The sequence below is a fragment of the Microbacterium sp. gxy059 genome, from assembly GCF_050958665.1.
Classification (GTDB): Bacteria; Actinomycetota; Actinomycetes; order Actinomycetales; family Microbacteriaceae; genus Microbacterium.
The window spans coordinates 59,212-83,229 of the sequence record NZ_JAMXWT010000007.1; the positions used below are offsets into that span (position 1 = coordinate 59,212).

General features: G+C 71.6%; 20 protein-coding genes. 10 read left to right on the forward strand and 10 right to left on the reverse strand.

Annotation, left to right across the window (positions count from 1 at the left end; genetic code table 11):
* Window positions 1-9: 9 nt before the first annotated feature.
* From nucS to NHL53_RS06160, 3 genes are all read left to right on the forward strand, one after another.
* Window positions 10-705 (forward strand): endonuclease NucS, encoded by a 696-nt coding sequence (gene nucS, locus NHL53_RS06150; protein ID WP_433775969.1) that lies wholly within the window; start codon window positions 10-12, stop codon window positions 703-705.
* Window positions 706-777: 72 nt separating this feature from the next.
* Window positions 778-1,446 (forward strand): HAD hydrolase-like protein, encoded by a 669-nt coding sequence (locus NHL53_RS06155; RefSeq protein ID WP_433775970.1) that lies wholly within the window; start codon window positions 778-780, stop codon window positions 1,444-1,446.
* The gene (locus NHL53_RS06160) at window positions 1,446-2,717 is read left to right on the forward strand and encodes a hypothetical protein (RefSeq protein ID WP_433775971.1); all 1,272 of its coding nucleotides are present in this window, start codon (window positions 1,446-1,448) and stop codon (window positions 2,715-2,717) included. The genes NHL53_RS06155 and NHL53_RS06160 overlap by 1 nt, the downstream gene beginning before the upstream one ends.
* Window positions 2,718-2,815: 98 nt before the next feature.
* Here the strand turns inward: NHL53_RS06160 and NHL53_RS06165 are convergent, their stop codons facing one another.
* Window positions 2,816-3,022 (reverse strand): cold-shock protein, encoded by a 207-nt coding sequence (locus tag NHL53_RS06165; protein WP_433775972.1) that lies wholly within the window; start codon window positions 3,020-3,022, stop codon window positions 2,816-2,818.
* Window positions 3,023-3,376: 354 nt separating this feature from the next.
* Between NHL53_RS06165 and NHL53_RS06170 the strand changes: the two genes are divergently transcribed.
* The 7 genes from NHL53_RS06170 to NHL53_RS06200 all read left to right on the forward strand — a co-directional run bounded on the left by NHL53_RS06170 (window position 3,377) and on the right by NHL53_RS06200 (window position 12,732).
* Window positions 3,377-5,539: an MMPL family transporter gene (locus NHL53_RS06170; protein WP_433775973.1), complete on the forward strand. Its 2,163-nt coding sequence runs from the start codon at window positions 3,377-3,379 to the stop codon at window positions 5,537-5,539.
* Between the two features lie 88 nt (window positions 5,540-5,627).
* A complete protein-coding gene (locus NHL53_RS06175; protein ID WP_433775974.1) occupies window positions 5,628-7,397 on the forward strand; it encodes a beta-galactosidase in 1,770 nt (589 codons plus the stop codon).
* A 325-nt stretch (window positions 7,398-7,722) separates the two neighbouring features.
* Window positions 7,723-8,562, forward strand: a complete 840-nt coding sequence (locus NHL53_RS06180; protein WP_433776041.1) for an SIS domain-containing protein — start codon at window positions 7,723-7,725, stop codon at window positions 8,560-8,562.
* Between the two features lie 4 nt (window positions 8,563-8,566).
* Window positions 8,567-9,478 (forward strand): ROK family protein, encoded by a 912-nt coding sequence (locus tag NHL53_RS06185; RefSeq protein WP_433775975.1) that lies wholly within the window; start codon window positions 8,567-8,569, stop codon window positions 9,476-9,478.
* The gene (locus NHL53_RS06190) at window positions 9,475-10,419 is read left to right on the forward strand and encodes a 1-phosphofructokinase family hexose kinase (RefSeq protein WP_433775976.1); all 945 of its coding nucleotides are present in this window, start codon (window positions 9,475-9,477) and stop codon (window positions 10,417-10,419) included. Before NHL53_RS06185 ends, NHL53_RS06190 begins: the two co-directional genes overlap by 4 nt.
* 37 nt (window positions 10,420-10,456) lie before the next feature.
* Complete coding sequence (locus NHL53_RS06195; RefSeq protein ID WP_433775977.1) at window positions 10,457-11,293, forward strand: class II fructose-bisphosphate aldolase; 837 nt, start codon at window positions 10,457-10,459, stop codon at window positions 11,291-11,293.
* Between the two features lie 653 nt (window positions 11,294-11,946).
* Window positions 11,947-12,732, forward strand: a complete 786-nt coding sequence (locus NHL53_RS06200; RefSeq protein ID WP_433775978.1) for a DeoR/GlpR family DNA-binding transcription regulator — start codon at window positions 11,947-11,949, stop codon at window positions 12,730-12,732.
* A 770-nt stretch (window positions 12,733-13,502) separates the two neighbouring features.
* On the opposite strand, the gene NHL53_RS06205 is transcribed toward NHL53_RS06200, so the two are convergent.
* The 9 genes from NHL53_RS06205 to NHL53_RS06245 form a co-directional block, all read right to left on the reverse strand.
* Entirely contained in the window at window positions 13,503-14,108 is a 606-nt protein-coding gene (locus tag NHL53_RS06205; protein ID WP_433775979.1) for a class I SAM-dependent methyltransferase, read from the reverse strand.
* A 61-nt stretch (window positions 14,109-14,169) separates the two neighbouring features.
* Window positions 14,170-15,567: a glycoside hydrolase family 32 protein gene (locus NHL53_RS06210; RefSeq protein WP_433775980.1), complete on the reverse strand. Its 1,398-nt coding sequence runs from the start codon at window positions 15,565-15,567 to the stop codon at window positions 14,170-14,172.
* Window positions 15,568-15,748: 181 nt separating this feature from the next.
* Entirely contained in the window at window positions 15,749-17,308 is a 1,560-nt protein-coding gene (locus NHL53_RS06215) for a glycoside hydrolase family 32 protein (RefSeq protein WP_433775981.1), read from the reverse strand.
* Entirely contained in the window at window positions 17,301-18,239 is a 939-nt protein-coding gene (locus NHL53_RS06220) for an ABC transporter ATP-binding protein (RefSeq protein WP_433775982.1), read from the reverse strand. The genes NHL53_RS06215 and NHL53_RS06220 overlap by 8 nt, the downstream gene beginning before the upstream one ends.
* On the reverse strand, window positions 18,239-19,147 hold the full coding sequence (locus NHL53_RS06225; protein ID WP_433775983.1) for an ABC transporter ATP-binding protein: 909 nt from the start codon (window positions 19,145-19,147) through the stop codon (window positions 18,239-18,241). Before NHL53_RS06225 ends, NHL53_RS06220 begins: the two co-directional genes overlap by 1 nt.
* Window positions 19,144-20,103, reverse strand: a complete 960-nt coding sequence (locus tag NHL53_RS06230) for an ABC transporter permease (RefSeq protein ID WP_433775984.1) — start codon at window positions 20,101-20,103, stop codon at window positions 19,144-19,146. The genes NHL53_RS06225 and NHL53_RS06230 overlap by 4 nt, the downstream gene beginning before the upstream one ends.
* Window positions 20,104-20,116: 13 nt before the next feature.
* Complete coding sequence (locus NHL53_RS06235; RefSeq protein ID WP_433775985.1) at window positions 20,117-21,094, reverse strand: ABC transporter permease; 978 nt, start codon at window positions 21,092-21,094, stop codon at window positions 20,117-20,119.
* An 84-nt stretch (window positions 21,095-21,178) separates the two neighbouring features.
* Entirely contained in the window at window positions 21,179-22,846 is a 1,668-nt protein-coding gene (locus tag NHL53_RS06240) for an ABC transporter substrate-binding protein (RefSeq protein ID WP_433775986.1), read from the reverse strand.
* Window positions 22,847-22,891: 45 nt separating this feature from the next.
* Window positions 22,892-23,893, reverse strand: coding sequence for a LacI family DNA-binding transcriptional regulator (locus NHL53_RS06245; protein WP_433775987.1), 1,002 nt, complete (start codon window positions 23,891-23,893; stop codon window positions 22,892-22,894).
* Between the last annotated feature and the right edge of the window lie 125 nt (window positions 23,894-24,018).

Below are 24,018 nucleotides of genomic sequence, written 5' to 3' on the forward strand. Positions count from 1 at the left end.
GCTCGCACGGTGCGCCTCGTCATCGCCCGCTGCTCCGTGGACTACACGGGCCGCCTCAACGCCCACCTGCCGCTCGCCACGCGCGTGCTCATGCACAAGGGCGACGGCAGCCTGCTCATCCACTCCGACGGCGGCTCGTACAAGCCGCTCAACTGGATGAGCCCGCCGTGCCGCCTCGACCACCTCGAGGTCGACGACGAGCTCGCCGAGGCGGGCGTGGCGGAGATGTGGAAGGTCACGCACCAGAAGTCGGGCGACTCGCTCACGGTGCGCATCCACGAGATCGTGGCCGACACGACGCACGACCTGGGCGCCGACCCCGGCCTCATCAAGGACGGCGTCGAGGCCGACCTGCAGCGCCTCCTCGCCGAGCAGGTGGACCTCATCGCCGACGGCGCGACGCTCGTGCGCCGCGAGTACCCGACCGCGATCGGCCCCGTCGACCTGCTCGTGCGCGACCCCGCCGGCGTCGCGATCGCCGTCGAGGTGAAGCGCCGCGGCGAGATCGACGGCGTCGAGCAGCTCACCCGCTACCTCGACCTCCTGGGCCGCGACCCGCTGCTCACGGGGATCCGGGGCGTCTTCGCGGCGCAGGAGATCAAGCCGCAGGCCCGCACCCTCGCGGAGGATCGGGGCGTCCGCTGCCTCACCCTCGACTACGCGGCGATGAAGGGCATCGACTCCGGCGTGCCGACGCTGTTCTGAGCGGGCCGGGGTCGACGCCCGCGGATCCCGCCGGGTTCGGCCGGGTGCGCGGCACCTCGTAGGGTGGGGAGCATGGCGGCATCACCCTGGTCCTGTGTCCTCTGGGACGTCGACGGCACGATCGCCGACGCGTCCGCCGGCATCGTGCCGCGCATCGCGCAGGTCCTCGCCGAGATCGGGGCGCCGCCCGTGCCCGCCGACCAGGTGAACCGGTGGATCGGGCCGCCCATGCTCGAGTCGTTCCAGGCGCTCGCGGGGCTCCCCGCGGATCAGGCTCGCGACGCCGTCGCCCGGTACCGCGGGCTCGCCGCCCAGCAGGGCTACGCCGCGTCCGTGCGCCTCTACGACGGGGTGCCCGACCTGATCCGCGCCGTGCACGCCGCCGGCGTGCCGCAGTCGACCGCGAGCACGAAGCCCGGCAACCAGGTCGAGGCGATCCTCGAGCACTACGACCTCTCCGGCTGCTTCGTCTCGATCCACGGCGCCGTGCCGGATCCCGACGCGCTCGACACCAAGTCCGACGTGCTCGGCCGTGCGCTGGCCGACCTCGCCGCCCGCGGCGTCGACGTCTCGAAGCCCGTGCTCATCGGCGACCGCCACCACGACGTCGAGGGGGCTGCCGAGCACGGCGTGCCCGTCATCTTCGCGCGGTGGGGCTTCGGGTCCTCCGAGGAGGAGGCCGGCGCGATCGCCGCCGTCGACACCCCCGACCAGCTGCGTCCCCTGATCCTCTCCGTCTGATGGGCGACCTCCTCTCTCGGATCGACCTCGAGGCCCTCCTCGAGGCGGCGCTCCCCGTCGGGATCGCGCTCGTCGTCCTGGCGGCGATCGTCGTCGTCGCCGTGATCGTCGCGAAGCGCGTGCGGCGCGGGAAGCGGGCGCAGGAGCGCGCGGCGGCCGAGCTCGCCGCCGCCGGCGCGAAGCTCGTCGAGCTCGACGACGCCGCGGCCGCGATCGACCTCGAGCTGGGCCTGTCCACGCCCCTCTACGGCGGCACCCCGCCCGCCTCGCTCCGGCGCGCGCGCCTGACCGCCCAGCACTCCCGCGACGACGCCTTCGCCGCCTACCGCACCGCGTCGGCCGAGGGGCGCCACCCCGCTGAGGTGCGCCGCGAGGCCCGCCGCCTCTCCCGCGCCATCGACGAGGCCCTGCGGATCACGTCCGCCGCGCGCGAGGAGAACGCCGCGTGGGTCGACGAGAACGCGTCGCCCGAGAGCCAGATCGACCTCGCCCAAGCCCGCATCGACGAGCTGCGCGAGCTGATGGGCGACCCGGCCGCGCTGCGCGTCGACCTCGAGCGCATCGCCGACGAGAGCGAGTGGGACGACGCCGCGCACGCCGACGAGCGCGCCCACGAGGCGATCGAGGAGGCCGAGGACCACTGGAACCGCGCCCTCGCCGCGATCGGGGATCCGTCGGCGTCCGTCCGCGAGGCGCTCGCCGACATGGAGCGCGCGCTCGTGCGCGCCGGCCAGAGCGCGCAGCTGCTGGAGGAGACCCACCGGCTCGTGACGGGCGCCGCGCAGGCGATCGGCGACGAGGAGAAGGCCGCCCGCTCCGCGATCCGCGCCGCAGAGGGCACCCTCGCGACGCTGTCGGAGGACGACGCCCCTCGCCTCGCCGAGGCGATCCGCGTCGCCGACTCGGCGCTCGAGCAGGCCATGCGCGTGGCGGAGCGGCGCCCCGTCACGGCCAACGAGCGGATCGCCCGCTTGCGGCACCGCCTCGACATCGCCCTCGGCGACTCCCGCACCCAGCAGCAGCGCCTCCGCGGCGCCCGCAGCGCCCTGCCCGGCTCGCTCAGCGCCGCGCGCAGCGCCCTCGCCCGCGCGGAGTCGATCGTGCTCGACGCGGAGCTCGACGCCCGCGTGCGCCTCGACAGCGCCCGCCATGAGCTCGCGGCGGCCCGCCAGGCGCACGACCCCATCGAGGCGCTCGAGGCCGCACGGCGCGCGACCCGCGACGCGGAGGAGGCCGCCGTGCTGGCGCGCTTCCGCAAGCGCCGCCGCTGACGAGCCCGATCCGCGAGGCCCCGCACACAGAGAAGCGCCCCGGGCCGGGGTCCGAAGACCACACGGCGCGGGGCGCGCAATCGCGCTGCGCTGAGTGCTTACAGCGGGACGATGTTCTCAGCCTGCAGGCCCTTGGGGCCCTGCGCGACCTCGAACTCCACGCGCTGGTTCTCTTCCAGCGAGCGGTATCCGCTGCTCTGGATCGCACTGTAGTGCGCGAAGACGTCCTGGCCGCCCTCGTCGGGGGAGATGAAGCCGAAGCCCTTCTCCGAGTTGAACCACTTGACGGTGCCCTGGGTGCTCATGTATTGCCGTTCTTTCGGGGCGGATGCCGGCGCAGTTTCACGCCGACGCTCTCAACCTAGCCCACACGCCTGGCGCGCAACAGGGGGCAGGCACGAAAACAGCCCTCACCGTCGGGGGAAACAGTGAGGGCCGGACGACCGAGAGAGGACGTCTGGATCCCAGCGTAGCGCCTCGCCGACGTCGGAGATGCGCCCCGCGCCCGGTCGTGGCGCGGATCTCGCGGCCGCGCGCCGCTCCACCGCGGGGACGCGCCCCCGGTCGCCCGGATCCGATTCCTCTCGTCGCGAACACGCCGCGGCGCGTCGGATCCGGATCCTCTTCCCCCGGCGCGCGGCAGGGCCCAGACTGAGCACATGAGCGACTCCCCCGCCCCCGGACGCCGCCTGCGCGAGCGGACCCGCGGATCCCGCTGGCCGCGCATCGTGCTGCCGGCCCTGCTCATCGTCGTCTGGCTCGCGGGAGCGGGGCTGGGCGGGCCGCTGTTCGGCAAGGTCTCCGAGGTGTCGTCGAACGACCAGACCGCCTACCTGCCGGAATCGGCCGACGCGACCCGCGTGCACGAGGCGCAGGAGGGCTTCGCGGACGGCGACGCGATCCCCGCGATCGTCGTCTTCTCGTCCGACGCCGAGCTGACGGACGACGACCTCGCGGCGCTCGGCACGGCGCTGGAGGACGTCGCCGCGCAGGACGACGTCGCGGGCGACGTGTCGCCGCCGATCCCGTCGGACGACGGCCTCGCGGCGCAGGCGTTCGTCCCCCTCGACGCGGAGGCCGACCTCGGCGACGCCGTCGCGGCGCTCGGCGATGCGCTCCGCGACGCGGCCCCCGAGGGCGTCGAGGTCTTCGTCACGGGCCCCGCCGGGTTCTCCGCCGACCTCGCGGCGGGGTTCGCCGGCATCGACGGCCTGCTGCTCGGCGTGGCCCTCGCGGCGGTGCTCGTGATCCTCGTGCTCGTCTACCGGTCGGCCCTGCTGCCCGTCGTCGTGCTGTCGACGAGCGTGTTCGCGCTCTGCGTCGCTCTGCTGGTCGTGTGGTGGCTCGCGAAGGCGGGGGTCCTGCTGCTCAGCGGGCAGACGCAGGGGATCCTCTTCATCCTCGTGATCGGCGCGGCGACCGACTACTCCCTGCTGCTCGTGGCGCGGTTCCGCGAGGAGCTGCGCCGGGAGCAGGACCGCGGCGCGGCGCTGTTCCGCGCCGTGAGGGGATCCGTCGAGCCGATCCTCGCGTCCGGAGGCACCGTCATCGCGGGCCTGCTGTGCCTGCTGCTGAGCGACCTGAAGTCGAACAGCACGCTCGGACCCGTCGCCGCGATCGGCATCGTCTTCGCGATGCTCGCCGCCCTCACCCTGCTGCCCGCCCTGCTGCTCGTGTTCGGCCGCACGGCGTTCTGGCCCCGCGTGCCGCGCGTCGCCGCCGACGCCGAGGAGACGCGCTCCGGCGGCTGGGCGCGCATCGCCGAGGCGGTACAGCGACGGCCGCGCCGCGTGTGGATCGCGACGACGCTGCTGCTCGTCGTCGGCTGCGTCGGCGTGACGCAGCTGCAGGCCGACGGCGTCGCGCAGTCGGAGCTCGTGCTCGGCGCCTCCGAGGCGCGCGACGGGCAGCGGGCGCTCGGCGAGCACTTCCCCGGCGGATCCGGCAGCCCCGCCGCCGTGCTCGCGCCCGAGTCCTCCTGGGAGGAGACGGCAGACGCGCTGCTCGACGCCGACGGGGTCTCGGGCGTCTCGATCGTCGCGCAGGACGCGCCGAGCGGATCCGCGACCGTCGACGCCGACGGCATCAGCGCGCAGGGCCCTCCCGGCACGCCCGCCCCCGAGCCGACCGTCGTCGACGGCGCCGTGATGCTGCAGGCGACGCTCGCCGACGCGGCCGACTCGGAGGCCGCAGCCGACACCGTGCGCGCCCTGCGCGACGCGGTGCCCGAGGGGGTGCTCATCGGCGGCGTGACGGCCACGGCGATCGACACGAACGACGCGTCGATCCACGACCGCACCCTCATCATCCCGATCGTGCTCGCGGTGATCCTCGCGATCCTCGCGATCCTGCTGCGCGCGATCGTCGCGCCGCTCGTGCTCATCGCGACGACCGTGCTGTCGTTCGGCACCGCGATGGGCGTCTCGGGGGTGCTGTTCGCGCACGTCTTCGACTTCCCGGGCGCCGACCCGGCCGTGCCGCTGTTCGGGTTCGTCTTCCTCGTGGCGCTCGGCATCGACTACAACATCTTCCTCATGACGCGCGTGCGCGAGGAGACCGCGAGGCACGGCACGCGGGAGGGGATCCGCCGCGGACTGACCGTCACGGGAGGGGTCATCACGTCGGCGGGCATCGTGCTCGCGGCGACATTCGCGGCGCTGTCGGTGATCCCGATCCTGTTCCTCGCGCAGCTGGCGTTCATCGTCGCCTTCGGGGTGCTGCTCGACACCTTCGTGGTGCGCACGCTGCTCGTGCCCGCCCTCGCGACCGACATCGGCCGCGCCGTGTGGTGGCCGTCGCGCCTCGCGCGGGGAGAGCGGTGACCGGGCCGGCGCGCGCTATGACGTTTCCTGATCCCAATACCCCGGATAGGATCGATTCCGCTCATCCGCACCGCACGAGAGGGATCCCATGACGCGAGACGCCGCCGTCCTCACCTGGCACGACGGGCGCTTCCTGAAGAACGGGGAGCCGCACCGGATCCTCGCCGGGTCGATGCACTCCTTCCGCGTGCACCCCGCGCAGTGGCGCGATCGCCTGCAGCGCCTCGCCGACCTCGGCCTGAACACCGTCGACACGTACGTGGCGTGGAACATGCACCAGCCCCGACGCGACGAGGCCCCCTCCTTCGACGGCTGGTGCGACCTGCCCCGGTTCGTCGAGACCGCGGGCGAGGTGGGCCTCGACGTCATCGTGCGCCCCGGCCCCTACATCTGCGCCGAGTGGGACAACGGCGGCCTGCCCGTGTGGCTCACGGCCGGCCACCCCGCGCTGCGCACGAGCGACCCGCGCTTCCTCGACCCCGTCGCCCGGTGGTTCGACGAGCTGCTGCCCCGCCTCGCGCCCCTGCAGGCCTCCGCGGGCGGCCCCATCGTCGCCTTCCAGGTGGAGAACGAGTTCGGCAGCTTCGGCGACGACCCCGCCTTCGTGCCCGCCATGCGCGACCTCATGACCGCGCGCGGGATCGTCGAGCTGACCTACACCGCCGACGGCCCGACCGAGCTGATGGTCGACGCCGGCACGATCGACGGATCCGTCATGGCGCTGAACCTCGGATCCCGCATCGCCGAGGCGCGCGCCTTCCAGCAGGAGCGCCGGCCAGGAGAGCCCTTCCTCGTCGGCGAGTTCTGGAACGGCTGGTTCGACCACTGGGAGCACCCGCACCACGTGCGCGACGCCGAGGGCGTGGCCGAGGTGCTCGGCGAGATCGTCGCCGACGGGGGCAGCGTGAGCATCTACATGGCGCACGGCGGCACGAACTTCGGCACGTGGGCGGGCGCGAACCGCGTCGACGGCGAGCTGCGCCCCACCGTCACGAGCTACGACTCCGACGCCCCGATCGCGGAGGACGGCCGGCTCACCGCGAAGTTCCACACCTACCGCGAGGTGCTCGGCGCCACCGCGCCGATCGTCTCGCCAGAGCCCCGCTTCGTGGAGCCGCGGACGATCCCCGTGACGCGCGGATCCGCCCTGCTGCCCGCCCTCGACACGATCGCCGGCGAGGCGCGCACGCTCTGGAACCGGGCGACGTTCGAGGAGCTCGGCCACGCCGGCGCGCTGCTGCGCGCCGAGGCCGACGTGCTGCTGCCGAACCGCCCCGTGCCGCTCGTGATCGAGGACGCGGGCGACCGCGTGCTCGTGTTCCTCGACGGCGCGCACGTCGGGACCATCCGGGAGAGCGGATCCCTCGAGCTCGCCGGAGACGGCGCCCGCCACCGGCTGACGCTCGTGACCGAGCGCCTGGGCCGCGTCAACTACGGCCACCGCCTCGGCGAGCCGAAGGGCCTCGTGGCACCCGTCACGATCGAGCGCCGCATGATCCAGCGCTGGGACGTGTCGCCGCTGCCCGTCGAGGAGGACGTCGCGGCCGCGCTGCGCGACCTGCCGGCGGACGCGTCCGGCCTCGCGGGCGTCGCGCACGCCCGGTTCGACCTCGAGGAGGCGCTCGACGCCCACCTCGCCCTCCCCGGCTTCGGCAAGGGGTTCGTGTGGGTCAACGGCTTCCTCCTCGGCCGGCACTGGGAGGTCGGCCCGCAGGTGACGCTCTACGTGCCCGCGCCCCTGCTGCGGGCGGGCGAGAACGAGATCGTCGTGCTCGACCTCGAGCGCCGCGGCGCCGCGATCGAGCTGCGCGACGAGCCAGAGCTCGGCCCGCGCGAGCAGTTCATCGAGGAGTTCTGATCCCGCTGCGCGCGGCCTGCCGGGCTCGCGAGCGAGGACGTCCCGTCGCGAGCAGGGACGCTCCTTCGCGGGCGAGGCGGACGACAGGCCGCGGGACGTCGCCCGCGAACCGGAAGCGCCGCCCTGGGTCGGGCGCTCGCGCAGTCGGGCCGGGCGCTCGCGCAGGCGGACGAGCGGGCGTCCGGACACCCCGCCCCCAAATGATTGTTTTTGATCGTTCAATCGCCTTATAATCATTGAGCGTCATGGTGCATGGCGCAGTTCCCCGAGAGAAGTGAGTTCGACCGTGACCTTCGTCGATGAAGAGATCGTCTCCCAGCCCGAGATGTGGCGCCGGGCAGCGCAGCTGCTGCCCGAGGTCGCCCACCTGCTCCCCCGCGCCGGAGAGCGCGTCGCGGTGGTCGGCTGCGGCACCAGCTGGTTCGTCGCCCAGAGCTACTCCGTGCTGCGCGAGAACGCGGGCCAGGGCGAGACCGACGCGTTCGCCGGATCCGAGTTCCGCTTCGGGCGCGCGTACGACCGGATCATCGCGCTGTCGCGCTCCGGCACCACGAGCGAGATCATCGACCTGATCCAGCGCGCGGGCGACACCCCGACGCTGCTCATCACGGGCGTCGCCGACTCCCCCGCCACCCAGATCGCGACCGAGACGATCGCCCTCGAGTTCGCAGACGAGCAGTCGGTCGTCCAGACCCGCTTCGCCACGACGACGCTCGCCCTGCTGCGCGCGCACCTCGGCGAGGACGTCGAGGCCCTCGCCGCCGACGCCGAGCGCGCGCTCGAGATCGGCGTCGACGAGCTCGTCGGCGCCGAGCAGGTCACGTTCCTCGGCCGCGGCTGGACCTGCGGCCTCGCCGAGGAGGCCGCGCTGAAGACCCGCGAGGCCGCCCAGTTCTGGGCCGAGTCGTACCCCGCCATGGACTACCGCCACGGCCCGCTCGCGATCGCGCAGCCCGGCCGCCTCGTGTGGGCGTTCGGCGAGCTTCCCGAGGGCCTCGACGCCGACGTGGCCGCGACCGGCGCGACGCTCGTGCGCCACGACCTCGACGGACTCGCCGGCCTCATCGTCGCGCAGCGCTTCGCCGTCGCCGTGTCGAAGAGCCGCGGCCTCGACCCCGACCACCCGCGCTCGCTCACCCGCTCGGTCATCCTCGAGCAGGCGTGACCCCGTGACCCGTCTCCCCTCCGTCGGCCCCGGGGCCCCGGCGCTCGTCGCCGACGTCGGCGGCACGACCATCAAGGTCGCCCGCATCGACGAGACCGGCGCGCTGAGCGAGCCCGTGCGCGTGCCCACGCCGCGCGACGGCGCCCGCACGCCCGAGCGGATCCTCGAGCGCATCGCGGCGGAGGGAGACGGGTCCGAGAGGATCCTCGGCATCGGGGTCCCCGGCATCGTCGACGACGCCCGCGGCGTCGGCGTCTTCTCCGAGAACCTCGGCTGGCGCGACGCGGACTTCCGCGCGCTCGGCCGGGAGGTCGCCGGCCTCGACACCGCCGTTCTGCACGACGTGCGCGCCGCGGGCCTCGCGGAGCAGCGCCTCGGGGCGGCCGCCGGCCTCGACGACGTCGTCGTCATCACCCTCGGCACCGGCATCTCGGCGGCCGTCGTGATCGGCGGATCCCTGCACGTCGCGGGCGGCTACGCGGGCGAGATCGGCCACGCGGTCGTCGTCGACGGCGGAGAGCCCTGCGTCTGCGGCAACACGGGCTGCCTCGAGGCCGTCGCCTCGGCGGCCGCGATCGCGCGCCGCTACGAGACCCGCACGGGCCGCGAGGTCGCGGGCGCCCACGAGGTGCTCGCCCTCGCAGACGCCGGCGACGCCGCCGCGCAGCGCGTGTGGAGCACCGCCGTCGACGCGCTCGCGGTCGGGATCTCGCACGTCGCCGCCCTCATCGCGCCGCAGGCCGTCGTGCTCGGCGGAGGCCTCTCCGAGGCCGGCGACGCCCTCTTCTCCCCCCTCGAGCGCCGCCTCGAGGAGCGCTACCGCCTGCGCCGCACGCCCGTCGTGCGGGCGCGGCTCGGCGAGAACGCGGGCGTCATCGGCGTCGCGCTGCACACGCGCGAGACCGAGCGCGCATGATCGTCTCCGTCACCCCGAACCCAGCGGCCGACCTCACGCTGCGCCCCGACGCGCTCGTCGACGGCGCGAGCCACCGCATCCCTCCGGCGGAGCGCCGCGCGGGAGGCAAGGGGCTCAACGTCGCGCGCGTGCTCGCGCAGCTCGGCATCGCCCACCGGGCGATCGCTCCCGTCGGCGAGGACGATCTCGCCTGGTTCTCCGCCGATCTCGACGGCGTGACGACGCACCTCGTGCCGTGCCCCGGATCCGTCCGGCGCACGTACGCGATCGTGCCGCGGGACGGATCCGCCACCTCGATCCTCAACGAGCGGGGCGCGCCCCGCGACGCCGCCGTGTGGGACGCCGTGCTCGCCGCGGCGGTCGAGGCCGCGTCCGCCGCGAGCGCGCTCGCGATCAGCGGATCCGTGCCGCAGGGCTCCGGGCCGACGAACGGCGCCGACGGGATCGTCCCCGCGCTCGTCCGCGCCGGGCGCGCGGCGGGCGTGCCCGTGATCGCCGACGTCAGCGGCGCCCACCTCGCCGCCGCGGCCGAGGCGGGGGCCGACGTGCTGAAGCCCAATCACGACGAGATCCGCCAGACCACCGGCCTCGACGACCCGCTCGCCGGCGCCCGCTCGCTGCAGCGCGCCGGAGCGGGATCCCTCGTCGTGTCGCTCGGCGAGGAGGGCATGCTCGGCGTCCCCTCGGATCCCGCCGCCCCGGTGCTCCGCGCGCGCCTCGGCCGCGTGCTCGTCGGCAACCCGACGGGAGCGGGCGACGCCGCCGTCGCCGCGATCGCGTCGGCGATCGGCCCCGACCGCCTCTCGTTCGAGAGCGACCTCCCCGAGATCCTGCGCCGCGCCACGGCGTGGTCGGCCGCGGCCGTGCTCGCGCCGCTCGCCGGATCCGTGGATCCCTCGCACGCCGATCTCGCCCGCGAGGTCGAGATCTCGCCGCTGTGACGCCCGCCCGTCCCCTCCGTCCGTCAGGAGCGAACCCATGCCTCTCGTGAGCACCGCCCCCCTCCTCGCCTCCGCCGCCGAGCGCCGCGCGGGCCTCGGGGCCTTCAACCTCGTCAACGTCGAGACCGCGGAGGCGCTCGTCGCCGCGGCCGAGCAGACCGGACTGCCCGTCATCCTGCAGATCTCGCAGAACTGCGTCGCCTACCACGGCAGCCGTCTCGCGCCCCTCGCCCGCTTCGCGCAGGCCCTCGCCGAGGGGTCAGACGCGCGGGTGGCGCTGCACCTCGACCACGCCGAGGACGCGGACCTGGCCCGCGAGGCGGTCGACCTGGGCTTCGGATCCGTCATGTACGACGGTGCGAAGCTGCCGTTCGACGAGAACGTCGCCACGACCCGCGGCGTCGTCGCGCACGCCCACGACGCCGGCGTCATCGTCGAGGCGGAGCTGGGCGAGATCGGCGGCAAGGACGGCGCCCACGCCCCCGGCGTGCGCACCGACCCCGACGAGGCGCGATCGTTCGTCGCCGACACCGGCGTCGACGCCCTCGCCGTCGCCGTCGGCTCCTCCCACGCCATGACCTCCCGCGAGGCGTCGCTCGACGACTCTCTCATCGGCCGGCTCGCGGAGGCGGTTCCCGTGCCGCTCGTGCTGCACGGGTCCTCCGGCGTCTCGGACGACGGCATCCGCTCCGCGATCCGCTCCGGCATCACGAAGGTGAACGTGTCGACGCACCTCAACGGCTTCTTCACGCGCGCCGTGCGCGAGCGCCTCGCCGACGAGGCCGTGGTCGACATCCGGAAGTACCTCGGCCCGGGCCGCGAGGCCATGACGGCCGAGACCGCCCGCCTGCTGCGCGTCTTCGCCGAGGCCTGAGGGGCGATGCCGTGGGGGCGCGGGTCCTGCGCGTGCCGGCCATGTCTCGACTCCGGTGGGAATGAGCGCGCGGATCCGGCGCCTCGTGAGACACGCCCCGGCCATGTCTCGATTTCGGTGGGAAAAAGGGCCGGGATCCCACAGCTTTCGAGACATGCCCCGGCGCACACCCCGACCGTGTCTCGACTTCGGCGGGAATCAGCGCACGGATCCCGCACCTCATGAGAAACGCGCCCACCCACACCCCGACCATGTCTCGACTTCGGCGGGAAAGAGGGCCGGGATCCCGCAGCTTTCGAGACATGCCCCGGCGCACACCCCGACCATGTCTCGACTTCAGCGGGAACGAGCGCTCAGACCCCGCACTTCGTGAGACATGCCCCGACCCCGACCCGATTCCTTCGGGAACGAGCGCACGGATCCCGCACCTCATGAGACACGCGCCCACCCACACCCCGACCATGTCTCCACTTCAGCGGGAAAGGACCCCGCATTCCCACCGCTTTCGAGACACGCACCGACCCACACCCAACCCGCCCCGACTCGTGCGGGAGAGGATCCCGCACCTTCCGAGACGCGCACCGCGGATCCCCGCGAGGCTCACCGACACCCGTCCGGCATGATGGACCTGACACCGCACCCCGAGGAGTGACATGGAACGCGAAGACCGACTCTCGCGCCTCGTCGACTACATCGTCGACAACGGCTCGGTGCGCGTCGAGGAGGTCATGGAGCGGTTCGGCGTCTCCCCCGCGACCGCTCGCCGCGACCTCGACACCCTCGCCGATCAGCAGCTCGTGACCCGCACGCGCGGCGGCGCGATGGCGAACAGCTCGTCGGGCGACCTGCCCCTCCGCTACCGCTCCGTGCGGCACGGCGGCGCGAAGCGCGCCATCGCCTCGAAGGTCGCCGAGCTCGTCGAGCCCGGCACGGCGATCGCGTTCAACGGCGGCACCACGACCACGACCGCCGCGTACGAGGTCGGCGTGCGCTCGGCGTCTGACCCCCGCTTCGCGCAGGAGGAGACGACGGTCATCACCAACGCGGTGAACATCGCCAACGACCTCATCGTGCGCCCGCAGCTGCGCATCGTCGTGGTCGGCGGCGTCGCGCGCATGCGCTCGTACGAGCTGATCGGCCCGCTGTCGTCGCTGATCCTGCCCGCGATCAACATCGACACGCTGTTCCTCGGCGTGACCGCGATCGACCCCGCCCGCGGCATCTTCACCCAGGACGACGGCGAGGCGACGATCAACGCCGCCCTCATGAAGGCCGCGCGCCGCACGGTCGTCGTGGCCGACTCGTCGAAGTTCGACACGACGGCCTTCGCCCGCATCGCGGGGCTCGAGGAGGCCGACGCGCTCCTCACCGACGCGGGCGTCACCGAGGATCAGGCGGCCGCCGTCCGCGCGGCGGGCGTCGAGCTCATCGTCGCGTAGGGGCTGCGCCGCGGATCCTGTTCTCCCGCTGTGCGGGGGATCCGCAGGGGTCGCTGCGCGGCGGATCCGTGCGCGGTCCCGTTCACACCGTGCACGGCCGATCCGTTCTCCCGCTGTGCGGGGGATCCGGACGGCTCGCTGCTCGGCGGATCCGGGCGCGGTCCCGTTCACGCCATGCACGGCCGATCCGCCCCCTCGCGCCGCGCCGGGGGATCCGTGCGCGTCGTTGCGCGGCGGCGGCCCGCGAACACCGGGAATCCCGCGAACACCGGATGGATCCCGGCGAATCGCTCCGGCGGAGGCGGGATCTCCGAACGAAGCGGTGTGCTCGGCTCTTCGGGAGGCATCCCGTCGTGTCGAGGATCCGGGGTGGGCGATGTCTCGACCTCCCGGAACGCGACGCGCGATCACCGAGAGATCGATGGCGCTGCGCGGCGCCTCGGGTCCGTGCCCGGCCCCGCTCGCGCCCTGCACCGTGATGCGCGCCTGAGCGGGCGGCGCCCCGGCGTCGCGCAGCAGGTGCGCGCGCTCGCCCGCCAGACCCGAACCAGCGCCCGGATCCGATTCCGGGCGGGGTGCGGTGCGATTCTGCGATGCGAAGGCCCCGCGTGCGCCGGGTCGCGGAAACGCACCTCTCGGGGCCGACTTTAGGTCCGATTCCGCGACTCGGGGCGCTTGGACGGCCACAGGCGACGCCGAGCATCTCGAAATCACCCGAGCGTCTCGCCGAATCACGCTGATCCGCCGCATCCCGACCGATTCCGAGACGCTCACCCCACACGCACCGCCTCGACCGCGGCGTGGGGACGGGAGCCCGGATCCGTGCGCGCCTCCGTCGCGACGACGCGGAAGCCGCACTCGTCGAGCAGGGCGCTGATCTCGGCGATGCTCCGCCAGCGCGCGGGGGCGACCGCGTGCGCGAACTCCTCCCCCGGCTCCCCCGCGAAGAAGCCGACGAGCAGCGATCCGCCGGGCTGAAGCACCCGCGCGAACTCGTCGAGCGCGGCCAGGAGCGCCGCGTCGTCGGCGTGGATCAGCGAGTACCAGGCGAGGATCCCGCGCACCGACGCGTCGGGCGCCGCGAGCGCATGCAGGGATCCCTCGCGGAACGGCGTCTGCGGGAAGGCCGCTCGGGCGTGGGCGACGAACTCCGGAACCATGTCGACGCCCACCGCGTCGCAGCCCGCGCGCCGCAGCAGATCGGTCCAGTGCCCGGGGCCGCACCCGGCGTCGATCACGCGGCCGCCACCGAGGGAGGCCGCCCACTCCGCGATGCGCACCCGGTCGGCCCCGCTCATCTGCTCGACCGACCCGAGCAGATCGATGTACTCCGCCGCCCGCGCCCCGTAAGCGTCCCGCACCGCGCTCTCGGACATGCGGCGAGCCTATCCGCGGCGCGGGGACCGGAGCCCATGGGGACACTCGGCTCTCCCGGAATCACTCGATCGCGATCTCGCGAATCACGAGATCGCGGAAGCGGGCGCGCCCACCGCTCGCACTCAGGCGGACCCGGTCATCGCCCGCGAGAGGGAACACGCGGTGCGAGTGGACGACCGTCCCCTCGCCCACGAAGAACTCGACGCTCGTCCGGTCGACCAGGATCCTCACTGCGAGACGACCGACATCCGCCGCGAACGGCGTCTGGCTCTCCCCCGCGGTGGGATTGATCGTGGGGCTGCGGTTCACGTAGACGTATCCGCCTTCGAGGAACGCGCCGACGGCGACGTGCCTGCCGCCGCCGGGAGCACGGAGCACCTCGAATCCGACGTTCTCGGGCGGCGAGGACGGATCCCAGACGATCTCGCAGGTCAGATCGAACGCACCGCAGCGCACGTCGAGATCGTGTGCACCCACGACCTCCACGTCGCCGAATTCGTAGGAGCGCACGGCGTGATCCGCCAGCGCGGCGGGCGGCGACGAGGCGAGTCGGTAGCCGTCCTCCCCCGGGACGAGACGCAGCTCGCGCACGATCATGTCGTCGCCGTTGTAGCCGTCGGTCGCGAGCGTGGGCGTGTTGTGCGGATAGTCCCAGAAGTTCGCCCACCCGATCGCGCGGCGGAGTCGGGGATTCTCCGTGCCGTCGGCGGCGTGGTCCGGGTAGGTCACGGCACCGTAGAAGTCGAAACCCGCGTCGAGCCAGTGCGGCTCGTCGTGAGAGGGCTCGAACGAGCTGCCGTCGAAGTCGCCCATCCAGTAGGCGTAGGTGGCCGGGAGATCGCGCGCCTTGCCGTTCGCGCTCGTGCCGAGCACCCAGTGGCTGGTGCCGTCCTCGGCCTCCATGCGGAACAGATCCGGGCATTCGAGCAGGCCGATGTCGTCGCGCCGGAACTCGCCGACACGCGACCACCGCCGCAGGTCCGACGAGACGTAGAAGCCCAGCGACCTCCCCTCCGCGTTCGCCAGGAACCACCGGCCGCGGTCGGCGTCCCAGATCACCTTCGGGTCCCGGAAGTCCGGCACCCCGGGGTTCGCGATGACCGGATCGTCCTGCGCCGAGACGAAGCTGCGCCCGCCGTCAGACGAGTGCCAGAGAAACTGGCTCTGCACCCCGTCCGGCGCTTGCGTGAGGATCGCGATCACGGCCCCGCGACCGAAGCCCGCCGTGTTCTCGGCATCGACCACGACGCTCCCCGACCAGCAGTCGCCGTTCCCGTTCGAGAACTTCGGGATGGCGACCCCCTGGTCCTCGAACCGGACGTGGTCGCGCGTCGTCGCCAGCCTCCAGGAGGTGCCGCCACCGCCCTCGAGGTAGTCCTCGTTGTAGAGGTAGTAGTACAGGTACTCGCCGTCGACGAAGACCGGCCGCTGCGGGTCGTTCTTCCAGTTGTCCGGCACGCTGAAGTGATACCTCGGCCGCTGAGACACGCACCCGCGCTTCCCGCGCGTCTCAGCGGCTCCGTCAGCCACCGCGGCCGCGGGCGTGCTTGCTGCCGTCATCATGATCCCTCCCAGAGCCGCCGCCCCCGCGCCGCCGACCAGCGATCGCCGCGAGATCCCCGCGGGACGTTCCGCACCCTCACCCGACATGCTCTTCCCTTCTGAGGGGCGCCGTGCCCATCGCTCTCACGGGCGCCTCCTGCCCGTCGAGCGCCCATCCCGCGATGGTCGAGATCGCGGATCGGCCTTGCGCCGCCGCGCTGACGATCCGAGCATCGGCTCGCGTCGGATAGACCCGGGTCGTCAGGGCGATGCCGTCGACGAACACCTCGACGGACGAGCGGTCGACGAACCCGCGGATCCGTACGACATCGCCGTCGCTCGGAACTGCCCCCACATGGTCTGACCTGTCGACGTGGTCGTCGAGAGACGAACGCGAGCGATCGAGCACCGCGCTCAGCTCGCCGGAGACCGCTCGGCTCACCCGCAGGCACGTGCGCTCCTCCCCATCCGCCGTCGCGAGCATCCCGATCTCCACACCGGACCCGATGGGGATGTCCGCGTCGATGGCGAACTCGATCTGGTCACCCGATGAGGTGAAGCGGTCGGTCTCCCCAGCCCAGTCCAGCTTCGCGCCGCGCGCCATCGACAGCTCCTCGACAGGCGCCTGGCGGAGCACGCCCGAGGCGTCGAGGGTCAGCGTGCGCGGAAGCGCCATGGCGCCCGACCAGCCAGCCTCCCGCTGCGCGTCGACGCTCCGCGATTCCTGCATCCAGCTCCACAGGATCCGACGCCCGCTCTCATCCGCGAACGACTGCGGCGCGTAGGCATGACGTCCGCCGAGATCAAGGCGCTGACAGCGCGAGATCTCGAAGCTCCGACCGTCGTAGGCGCCGATGGCGGCGAGCGGGTGCATCGTGCGCCCGTTGTCCCACGCGGAGAAGAGGAGCACGTGAGGGTCGTCGCTCGCGCCGTCGGGCGGCCCCGTGATCCCGTCCGGGTGCAGCCGGAAGAAGTCGACGCACTCCCACATCGTCCCGGTCCATGCCGGGTCAGCCGACGGAAGGGCCGCCGCGTCGCCTACGACGAGCGACCCCAGAGGCCGCCAGGAGAGCAGGTCATCCGATTCATAGAGGAAGGCCGTGCCCCCTTCTCCCCTGATGCCGCTTCCGATCAGCTGACGCCACCGCCCCCCTTCGCGCCACACGCAGTGGTCCCGGAATGCGGTGAGGTCGATGTCCGCGGGCGGTTCGATGACGGGGTTCCCGGCTTCCTTCGTCCAGGATGTGAGCGTCTCGTCCCCGTAGGCGAGGCAGGCGGTCTGTCTGCCCTCCGCGTGTCCGGAGTACATGATGACCGGACGCCCGCCGTCGTCGACGAGCACCCCCGACCAGCATCCCTCCGCGTCCGGCCCCTCCGACGGCGTCAGGGCGATCGGCCGGTCCTCCCATCGCACGAGATCCGTGCTCACAGCGTGCCCCCAGTGGATGAGCCGATGCTCCGCCGCGTACGGGTTGTACTGGTAGAAGAGGTGGTACTCGCCGCCCCGCTGTCCGGCCCCGTTCGGGTCGTTCAACCAGCCCGCCGGGGCCGTGAAGTGGTACGCAGGTCGGTGCGGGTCGGCCAGCGCCGCCGCACGCAGATCCCGTTCGTCCGTCACGACGCCGCCGCGCGTCCGGTCGTCGAGGTCGTCAGTCATCCTGTGCAGTCTCCTTCGGCTTCCAGACCCAGTGTCCGGACTCGTCATCGATCAGAACTCGCTCGGACGGAGAGCCCGCCCACGTCTCGATCTCCGCGCGGTATCGTGCTCTCTCCTCCGGATCGAAGGGCGCCTCGCGGGCGGGGTCCGGCACTGCGCCGACGAGCATCTGCGTGTAGGGATGCTGCGGAGCATCGAGAAGCGCGAGCGACTCGCCGCCCTCCACGAGGGTTCCCCGGTGCATCACGATGATCCGGTCCGCGAGATAGCGCGCCGACGCGAGATCATGCGTCACATACAGGATCGCGATGCCGCGCTCGTCGCGAAGCCGAGCGAGGAGGTTGAGCACGCCGATCCGCACCGAGACGTCGAGCATCGACGTGGGCTCATCCGCGAGCATCACCTCAGGCTCCACGGCGAGCACCCGCGCGATCGCGATGCGCTGCCGCTGCCCGCCGGACAGCTCGTGCGGGAACGAACCCAGCACCTCGGCGGGGAGACCCACCGACTCGACGAGATCGACCAGCTGAGACCGCAGGTCATCGCCTGCCTTGCCGTGGAGCTGCAGCGAACGAGTGAGGACGTGCTCGATGCGCTGCGTGGGGTTCAGCGAGCCGAACGGATCCTGGAACACCATCTGGACCTCGCTGCGGTATTCGCGGGACGCGCGCCGGCGCTGGGTGCGCAGCACGTCCTCACCGAGCACCTCCATCGTGCCGCGATCCGGCGACTCCAGGCGCGCGAGGCAGCGTGCGAGCGTCGACTTGCCCGATCCCGACTCTCCGACGAGCGCGACGATCTCACCCCGACCGATGTCGAGGTCGATGGAATCCAGCGCCTTGACCCGACGGCGGGATCCGAACCCCGACTGGACGAACGTCTTGTCGAGGCCGCGGATGCGAACGGCGGGCGTCTTCTCCTGAGTGCTCATCAGAATTCCTCCGTCTTCAGGCTGCTGACGCCCGGCGCCACGAAGTGGCCAGGTGCGACCTCTTCGAGATCCCCGATATCGGTGAAGCGGGTGCCCTCTGCCAGCCCGGTCAGCTTCACGCGAGGACCGGTGATCGAGGGGAAGGCGCCCAGCAGCGCCTGCGTGTAGGGGTGCCGCGCGTGCTTCCTGAGCGCAGAGGCCGGCGCGAGTTCCACGAGCCGACCCGCATACATGACGCCGATCCGATCCGACAGCTCGAGCATGAGCGACATGTCGTGCGTGATGAAGAGCACGGAGAACCCGAGCTCGCCCTGCAGGTCGGTGATCTGAGCGAGGATCTCCTGCTGGACGACGACGTCGAGCGCCGTCGTCGGCTCGTCCAGAATGAGCAGCTGAGGACGCAGCGCGCACGCCATCGCGATCACCACGCGCTGACGCTGCCCGCCTGAGAGCTGGTGAGGATAGGCTCGCAGCCGCCCCGGGTCGATGCGCACCAGCTCCATGAGCTGAACGGCCTCCGCCCGGGCCCGCCGGCGCGACATGCGGTGGTGGGTGGTGAAGATGTCCATGATCTGATCGCCGACGCGCATCACCGGGTTGAGCGAGTTCATGGCCGACTGGAACACCATCGCCGCCTCGCGCCAGCGCCAGTCCCGCAGACGGTCGGCGCTCATCTGCAGCACGTCCTGCCCGTCGAAGCGGATCGAGCCTCCCGTGATCCGCGCCGGGTCCTTCAGCAGCCGCATCACGGCGTTCGCGACGGTCGACTTGCCGCAGCCCGACTCGCCCGCGAGCCCGAGGATCTCCCCGGGTGCGATCGACAGGCTCACGCGGTCCGCGCCGCGCACGGCTCGCTCGTCGCTGACGTACTCGACGACGAGATCTTCGATCTCCAGCAGCCCGGTCATGACGCGCTCCCCTCGTTCTCCTCGTCGACGGTCACGAGCGTGGGCGCGCTCGCGCTCGCAGCACGCCGCGGCTTCCTCAGCCGCGGGTTCGTGATCTCGTCGACCGCGTAGTTGCACAGCGCCAGCGCGAATGCGATGAGCGCGATCGCCAGGCCAGACGGGATGAAGATCCACCACTGGCCGAGCATCAGAGATCCGTCGTTCGTCGCCCAGAACAGGTTGGTGCCCCAGGAGATCATGTTGGGGTCGCCGAGACCGAGGAACTCGAGCCCCGCCTGCGCGCCGATCGACCCGATGACGCAGCCGAGGAGCGTCGACATCACGATCGATGCCATGTTGGGAAGAATGTCGCGGAGCATGATGCGCAGCGGGCGCTCGCCCGTGACGATGGACGCCGCCACGTAGTCCTTGCCGCGGATCGACAGGCCCTGGGAACGGAGGATCCGGGCGCCACCCGCCCATCCGGTGATCGCGAGGACCGTGATCACCGTTCCCGCGCCGGGCGGGAGGAACGCCGCGAGGATCACCAGCAGCGGGAGGCCGGGGATGAGCAGGAAGACGTTCGTCGCCAGCCCGAGGATCTCGTCGAGCACTCCACCGAAGTACGCCCCGGCGAGACCGACGAGCACCGCGATCGCGGTGGCGATCAGACCGGCGACGAACCCGACGACGAGCGAGGAGCGCGCCCCCCACAGGGTGAGGGCGAGGACATCCTGCCCCTTCGCGGTCGTGCCGAGGAGGTGCTCCGCGCTCGGCGGAGCGGCCCCGCCCGCGACGATGCGCGAGGGGTCCTCCGGGAAGAACACGGGGGCGAGCAGCGCGAGGAGGACGAAGACGAGCACGATCCCGAGCCCGGTCATCGCCTTCCCGTTGCGAGCGAGGGTGCGCAGCATGCGGGTCAGTCCCCGCGTCGGACGCGGACGCGTCGCCAGAAGAGCCGTCTGCGAATAGGCCATGTCGTTCCTTCCCTCAGGAGACGCGCACGCGCGGGTCGAGGCGGACGTAGATGAGGTCGATCAGGAAGTTCGCCAGCAGAACGGCGCCCGTGATCGTCAGGAACATGCCCTGCATGAGCGGATAGTCGAGCCCCTGCACGGCGGCGAGGAGCTGATAGCCCACGCCCGGATAGGCGAACACGACCTCCGTGAGGAGCGCGCCGCCCACGATGAAGCCGATGCTCATCCCGACGTTCGTGACCGCGGGCAGCATCGCGTTGCGCGCGGAGTACGCGAACATGATCCGCGACGGGCGCAGGCCCTTCGCCTCGGCCATGAGGATGTAGTCCTCGCTGTTGGTGCTGATCATCGTGTTGCGCATCGCGAGCATCCACCCGCCGATCGAGACGATGACGATCGACAGTGCCGGCAGCACGAGGTGCGCCGCGACGTCGCTGACGAACTCGATGCTGAACGACGGCGCGAGACCGACCGAATAGGCGTGACTGAGCGGGGCCCAGCCGAGCACGATCCCGAAGCCGAAGAGGAGCGCCATCGCGAGCCAGAAGTAAGGGAAGGACCCGAGGAAGACGAGAGCCGGCGGGACGAACGAGTCGAGGAAGCTCCCCCGCCGCCACGCGGCCAGGATCCCGAGGACGTTGCCGATGACGACGGCGACGATGAGCGAGGTGAAGCCGAGCAGCAGCGTCCACGGGAGCTGACTGCCGATCACCTCCGTGACCGGCGTCGGGAAGCGGGAGATCGAGATCCCGAGGTCGCCGGTGACGACGCGCCACAGGTACTCCGGGTACTGCTCCCACCACGGTCGATCGTCGACGCCGAGAAGGCGACGCAGCGACTCGATCTGCGTGGGGTCGAGCTGCCCCTGCGATCGCGAGAGCATGCGAGAGACCGGGTCGCCGGGCATGAGCCTCGGCAGGAGGAAGTTGAGGGTGATGGAGAGCCAGAACGCCACGAGGTAGAACCCCAGCCGGCGCATGATGAATCTCATGACGGTTCCTTTCACGTCGGCGCGCTCCTCGCAGAGGCCGGGCCTGCGCCCAGCCTCTGCGAGTCACGTGCCCGCGAGCGTGTTTCAGTCGGCGGGCTGAAGCGACGTCAGCACGAGCACGGTGGTGGGCGCACGCGTCGAGAGCGTGGCGTAGGGGTCGGCCTCCGTCGGCCAGCCGGTGAAGCGCGCCTCGGTGTAAGCGCCCCACTCCGGACCGGGGAACAGCGGAATGACAGGCGCGTCCTGGAGGTAGAGAGCCTGCAGCTCGTCGACGACAGCGTGCTGATCCTCCTCCGTCCCGCTCGCGGCGAAGCCCTGGAGCAGCTCGTCAGCAGCCGGGTCGCTGAAGCGGTGGTAGTTGGAGAAGGTCTGCTCTCCGACCGGCTTGAGCGTCTCCGACGACATGAGCGCCCGGTAGTACTGGTACGGAGTGGGGGCGTTATCGCTCCAGACGATCCCGGTGTCGAACGTGCCCTGCTCGTAGTCGGAGGTCACCGCAGCCCAATCCGGCGCATCCACGTTCACCGTCACGCCGATGTCCGAGAGGTTCTGCGAGATGATGTTCGCCACCGACAGCCAGTCGGTCGACGCTGAGCCGACCGAGATGTCGAACGCGAAGGGTTCGCCGTCGGGCGTCGTGCGCGTGCCGTCGGCCTCGAGTTCAAAGCCCGCCTCGTCGAGAAGCGCCGCGGCCTCGTCAGGGTCGTAGCCGATCCAGTCGCAGGACTCGAGGAGGGACTCATCCTTCCAGGTCTCGTACGAGCCCGACAGCCCGGAGCAGTCGGCCGGCTCGGTGTAGCCGGACATCCCGACCTCGACGATCTGCTCGCGGTCGATCGCGAGGCTCAGCGCCTTCCGCACGTCGGCGTTCTCGAAGCGCGGATCGGTCGTGTTCAGCTGCCAGTTCACCATCGATCCTGTCGGCGGGAACCAGAAGGTGCGATTCTCCGGGTCCTTGTCCACGTAGGTCTTCTGGATATCCGGGATGAACTGCGGCGCCCAGTCGACGTCGCCGTTGATCGCCGCGAGGTTCGCGCCCTCGTTCCCGGCGAACGCGAGCATGCGCACGCCCGGGATCTGCACCCTGTCTTCCTGCCAATAGTGCGGGTTCGGGAGGAGATCGAAGGACTGCGTCTGGAACGCGGACACTTCCGTGAACGGGCCGGTGCCGATGGGCTCCTTGTTCTCGAACTTGTCCGGATCCTCCTGCGAAGCCCAGATGTGGTCCGGGACGATGACCTGCTGCCCGACCTCGAACAGGCCTGGCGAGAAGGGCGTCGAGAAGGTGAAGACCACCGTCGCCTCGTCCGTCGCCTCGACCGCGGAGACGTAGGGGAAGCTGCCCTCGACGATCTCCTGCTGGAGAGCGAACGTCGTGGCCACATCCTCCGCCGTGAGCGGCTCGCCGTCAGACCAGGAGACGCCGTCCCGGAGATGGAAGGTGATGCTCAGACCGTCATCGGCGACGTCCCAGGACTCGGCGAGCCACGGCGTCGTGGTCCCGTCCGCGGGGTTGTAGATGAGCATCGACTCGTAGATCGCCTGCTGCGTCATCGGCGCGGCGTTCGGCGAGAACGGGTTGAAGTTGCGGCTGAAGGTGCCCATGTCCTCACGGGGGATCGTGAGGAGGGCATCCGAGGCGCCACCGGCGCCCTGGTCTGCCGTGCAGCCGGTCAGCAGCAACGTCGCTGCCGTCGCCGCGGTCGCGAGGCCGGCGACGAAGCGCCGACCTCGAGTGGGTGCGGATATCATCGAAGTCATCCTTCCGATTTCTTCAGTGGTGCGGGAGGTCGCTCGTCACGGGATTACCGGTCCGACGGACGAGCGTGCGTGCAGCGGGCAGTCGATCTCGACGCGCATGTCGGCGATCGGTCTGCCCGCTGTCAATGAGGCGAGCGTGCTCACCCCGACTGAGCCCATCTCCGCGAACGGCAGGGCGACAGTGGTCAGTCCGGGGCGCAGGTAGGCCGCGAGGATCTCCTGGTTGTCGAATCCGACGACGGAGAGATCCCCGGGGATGGAAAGCCCCAGTTCTTTGGCGGCGTCGTAGACGCCCATAGCGATGCGGTCGTTTCCGCAGAAGATCGCGGTCGGGCGGTCGGCACGTTCGAGGAGTTCTCGCCCGCCGAGGTATCCGCTCTCCGCGGTTCCGTCGCCAAGACGGATGAGATCATCCGCGAGCGAGCGTCCCGACTCCGCGAGCTCCGCGCGAAAGCCCTCGAGGCGACCGACCTGCGCGGGGATGCCTTCCGTGAGGGTGACGTGACCGATGCGCTCATGTCCTGCTTCGATGAGTGCCGATGCGGCACGACGCCCACCCGATACCTCGTCGGGGACGACAGAGGGTAACTCTCCCGCTTCGTCGTAGCAGTTCACCAGCACGCACGGGAGCTCTCGCGCGGCGTCGGGAACCGTGATCGCCCGATGCCAGGTGGCGGCGAGGAGGATCCCCTCGACGCGCTGCTCGAGCAGCTTCTCGATCGCGAAGGCCTCCACCGCCTGCTCGTCCTCGCTGGGCGCAATGAGCAGGAATCGCTGCTCTTCCCAGGCCCGCTGCTGCGCACCTCGGATCACATCCACGGCGAAGGGAGACGTGACGATCTCCGTCACGAGCCCGAACAGACCGCTGCTCTGCTTCGCCAGTGCCTGAGCTGCGGCGTTTCGCCGATAACCGAGGTCGGTTGCGGCGCGATGGATGCGGTCGCGCGTCGCCTCGGGGATCATCACGTCATCACGCTCGTTCAGCACGAACGAGACGGCGGTGCGACTGACGCCAGCGGCGCGCGCGACATCGGCCATCGTCGCGGGTCTCCTCTGCCCCATGTCGACTCCTCTGTCGCGTCCTGACCTTCAGCAGGAGGGAATTTACCCGCTTTACTAACGCGCGTCAACAGATAGTCTCAGAACAGCGCAACCGCCCCTCT

Bases quoted from the DNA above. Each gene is read 5' to 3' on its own strand.
- NHL53_RS06155 (WP_433775970.1), top strand. From the start codon at position 778: ATGGCGGCATCACCCTGGTCCTGTGTCCTCTGGGACGTCGACGGCACG.
- NHL53_RS06160 (WP_433775971.1), top strand. From the start codon at position 1,446: ATGGGCGACCTCCTCTCTCGGATCGACCTCGAGGCCCTCCTCGAGGCG.
- NHL53_RS06165 (WP_433775972.1), bottom strand. From the start codon at position 3,022: ATGAGCACCCAGGGCACCGTCAAGTGGTTCAACTCGGAGAAGGGCTTC.
- NHL53_RS06170 (WP_433775973.1), top strand. From the start codon at position 3,377: ATGAGCGACTCCCCCGCCCCCGGACGCCGCCTGCGCGAGCGGACCCGC.
- NHL53_RS06175 (WP_433775974.1), top strand. From the start codon at position 5,628: ATGACGCGAGACGCCGCCGTCCTCACCTGGCACGACGGGCGCTTCCTG.
- NHL53_RS06180 (WP_433776041.1), top strand. From the start codon at position 7,723: ATGTGGCGCCGGGCAGCGCAGCTGCTGCCCGAGGTCGCCCACCTGCTC.
- NHL53_RS06190 (WP_433775976.1), top strand. From the start codon at position 9,475: ATGATCGTCTCCGTCACCCCGAACCCAGCGGCCGACCTCACGCTGCGC.
- NHL53_RS06195 (WP_433775977.1), top strand. From the start codon at position 10,457: ATGCCTCTCGTGAGCACCGCCCCCCTCCTCGCCTCCGCCGCCGAGCGC.
- NHL53_RS06200 (WP_433775978.1), top strand. From the start codon at position 11,947: ATGGAACGCGAAGACCGACTCTCGCGCCTCGTCGACTACATCGTCGAC.
- NHL53_RS06205 (WP_433775979.1), bottom strand. From the start codon at position 14,108: ATGTCCGAGAGCGCGGTGCGGGACGCTTACGGGGCGCGGGCGGCGGAG.
- NHL53_RS06215 (WP_433775981.1), bottom strand. From the start codon at position 17,308: ATGACTGACGACCTCGACGACCGGACGCGCGGCGGCGTCGTGACGGAC.
- NHL53_RS06220 (WP_433775982.1), bottom strand. From the start codon at position 18,239: ATGAGCACTCAGGAGAAGACGCCCGCCGTTCGCATCCGCGGCCTCGAC.
- NHL53_RS06225 (WP_433775983.1), bottom strand. From the start codon at position 19,147: ATGACCGGGCTGCTGGAGATCGAAGATCTCGTCGTCGAGTACGTCAGC.
- NHL53_RS06230 (WP_433775984.1), bottom strand. From the start codon at position 20,103: ATGGCCTATTCGCAGACGGCTCTTCTGGCGACGCGTCCGCGTCCGACG.
- NHL53_RS06235 (WP_433775985.1), bottom strand. From the start codon at position 21,094: ATGAGATTCATCATGCGCCGGCTGGGGTTCTACCTCGTGGCGTTCTGG.
- NHL53_RS06240 (WP_433775986.1), bottom strand. From the start codon at position 22,846: ATGATATCCGCACCCACTCGAGGTCGGCGCTTCGTCGCCGGCCTCGCG.
- NHL53_RS06245 (WP_433775987.1), bottom strand. From the start codon at position 23,893: ATGGCCGATGTCGCGCGCGCCGCTGGCGTCAGTCGCACCGCCGTCTCG.